This is a genomic window from Alkalitalea saponilacus (assembly GCF_900168165.1).
Lineage (GTDB): Bacteria > Bacteroidota > Bacteroidia > Bacteroidales > Marinilabiliaceae > Natronoflexus > Natronoflexus saponilacus.
The window spans coordinates 1-3,060 of the sequence record NZ_FUYV01000059.1 but is presented as its reverse complement, the minus strand read 5'-3'; the positions used below and the strand labels follow the sequence as shown (position 1 = coordinate 3,060).

At 30.5% G+C, this 3,060-nt stretch carries 1 protein-coding gene; it reads left to right on the top strand.

Annotated elements, in window-relative coordinates; all coding sequences use genetic code 11:
• The first annotated feature begins 288 nt into the window (after positions 1 to 288).
• Positions 289 to 2,832: an AAA family ATPase gene (locus tag B5X70_RS17520; protein WP_079559197.1), complete on the top strand. Its 2,544-nt coding sequence runs from the start codon at positions 289 to 291 to the stop codon at positions 2,830 to 2,832.
• The last annotated feature ends 228 nt before the right edge of the window (positions 2,833 to 3,060 follow it).

The following is a 3,060-nucleotide window of genomic DNA, read 5'->3' as shown; positions in this document are numbered from 1 at the left end:
TTCAAACAGTTGAAAGATATTGTGAAAATTCAATTAAAATCACTTGACGAACAAGATTTTATGAAGTCATTAAAGAAAATTTCTGACGACATTTATATCGAAAATAAAAAGAAATTGGAATAATCAACGAAACGGCAACATGCAATATAGCAAAAGGCGGGTTTCGTGGTTTTTTGAGCCATTCTGCCCCGCATCAGGTTTTGTAACGGCGGATAGTGACGAAGCCCGCATTCCGCCTCATGCCATATTGCCCAACGTTGTGCCCAAGCAAAATAAAAACCTCCTATTATGAAAAATAATGCAAAAGAATACTTAGTTGAATTTGCTAATTCTCAAGATGATTGGTTGAAAGCACTTATCTATGGTGCGATTGAATCTAATGGTGCAATATCCTCTGAAAGGAAAAACGAAATTTTTAAATGTTTGCAGAACTCAAATGTTATTGAATATTCAATCCCTAATGTTGTTGATAGTGATAATGAAACTGAAATTTTTCTTTCAAAACTAATTCACAAAAAAGGAGTAAATGCACTCAGTGAAAACCAAACAATCAAATTCAATGATAATGTTACAATATTACACGGATTAAATGGTGCTGGAAAAAGTGGTTATTTCAAAATAATTAATGAGATTGTGGGAGGAAATCAAATAAAAGAAATCTTACCCAATATTTATAAAGACAATCCATCCGAAATTGACGTTGAAATTAGTTATAGAGAATGTGTAAATGAAAATAAAATTAGTTGGGATGGTAAGACTCGTTCCTTGGAAAAACTAAATAAATGCAAGGTGTTTGATGCTTCTTATTTAAATGGTTTATTAGAAACAAGACAAAATGATACTACTTTAATTCAACCACTAAGTTTAAATATTTTCACTTATCTAATTGACTTGGTTGATAAATTTAAAAATCAACTAATTACAAATTCCGATAAAAAAAGGCTTCAGAAACCATCTATAGATTTAACAAATATTTCTGAACGAAATCAAAATGTATTTTTAAATCACAATTTAACTGAGAGTAAAAAAATAGAAATCACAAAATTATTTGACTTTTCTAATGAAAGGGCTAAAGACTTAGATGATTTAAACAAAGACCTAAGTATCTTAAAACAAATCAACATCCAAGATAGAATTAAGCTACTCTCTGATAATAAAAACAGTATTGAAAAATTGAAAGAATGGTTAACCAAAAATTTCACTACACTTTCTGACAATATTACTGAAGCAAAGAAAATCTTAGAGGATAAGAAAGAAAAACAGTTAGCAAGTAATAAAGCGAAAGAACAATTCGAAGTATTAAAGAATGTGCCATTAAGTAATTCGAATGAATGGAAAGAATTTATTATTGCAGGCCAATCATATTCGGAAATTCTTACAGGAAAAGAAAGTATATGCCCATATTGTTTACAGGAGCTTCAAAGCGATAATTCTGTCAAAATCCTCAAAGCCTACGGTTCCTTTCTAAAAGATAATTCTGAACGTGAATTAAAGAAAGTATTGTTAAATATTCAAGCTAAACTTAAAGAAATTGAAGCCCTTTCCTTTGATTATCAATTTTCAGAGGGTACAATTCAAATATTAAAGGAGAATACTACAGAAGATAAATCTATATATGAAATTGTTCTTGATATTATAAAATATTTCAAAGATGTGAAATCTAAGATAATCGAATTAATTAAAAATGAGGATTCACATTCTACGATATCAGTTTTAGACATTTCTGCATTAACCGCTGAGCTAAATTTTAGAGTAGAGAACCTGCAATCACAAATTGAAAAGTATTCAAAAGAAGACACAGAAAAAAAGGAAAAAATTAAATTAATTGAACAAAAGCTAAGTCTTTTAAAAGAAAATAAATCTATTAGCCTTCAAAAAAATAATATTGAGAAGTGGTTTGAACTAACTTCTGAAGAAACAGCATTGAAAAAGAAAGCAAATAAAATAAATACACGACAATTAAGTTCTCTTTCTAAAACCGCCAACGATGATTTATTAACAGAAACATTAAAGATAAAATTTAATGAAGAGTTAGCAAATATTGGTTATCCAAATTTAGACGTTAGGATTGAAAATGCAGGAACAAAAAAAGGTGTTTCAAGCACTAAATTAGTTTTGTCTCGAAATAATGATATCAAAGCAATATTAAGCGAGGGAGAACAAAAAGCTGTAGCTTTAGCATTGTTTGTTGCTGAAGTCAGAATGCAAAAGCAGACGAATCCAATTATTCTGGATGACCCTGTAAGCAGCTTAGACCATAAAATTGCAGGTAAATTCGCAGAACGACTACTAAACATTGATAATCAGGTGGTAATATTCAATCACAACAGATTATTTCTTGATTCTTTTGAAACATCAAAACCCAACCATATTTGTAAAACAATTGATACTGATTGCAATAAAAATCATGGAAAGCATATAAAAGTTTATGAAGTAATTGGCCAAAGTAAACATTCTAAAGGGATTTTAAGAAATTACAAGGGAAACTACTCAAAAAATCACATAAATGAGGCTAAAAAATTGCTTAAACAAGTTCCATTTGAGGACAATACCAAAGTTGCAAACTTATTACGTTTATGTGTTGAGTGTGTCATAGATGAAGTTATTTTTAATCATCAAGTACCTACCAGATTTAGTAATAAAAATAGTAGAATTGCTTGGGCGGAATTAAAAAATATCAAAAATGATTCTGTGTTGGTTGATTCATTAGAAAGAATTCATGGACGTGTTTCCGGTGGAGAAATGCATAATGGAACAGAACGAAATGAAAATCCTATAGATATTGATGAATTTAATAGAATGATAACTGATATTGAAAATATAGTAAATTAAGAATGCCAGGGCACAACATCATATATAAAATATTGGGGTTTTGGTGTTTACACAAACCTTTCTGCCCCGCACCAACTTTTGTAACGGCAGACAGTGACGACTCCCGCAATCCCCAACATTTCATATATGTCACCGTTATCGCTCAGTGTAAGGAAAGCCGACCCACAAATGGCACATTTGGTTTTTTCCAACGCACAAGCCAACGCTCAAAAAACCAAAAGAGCCATT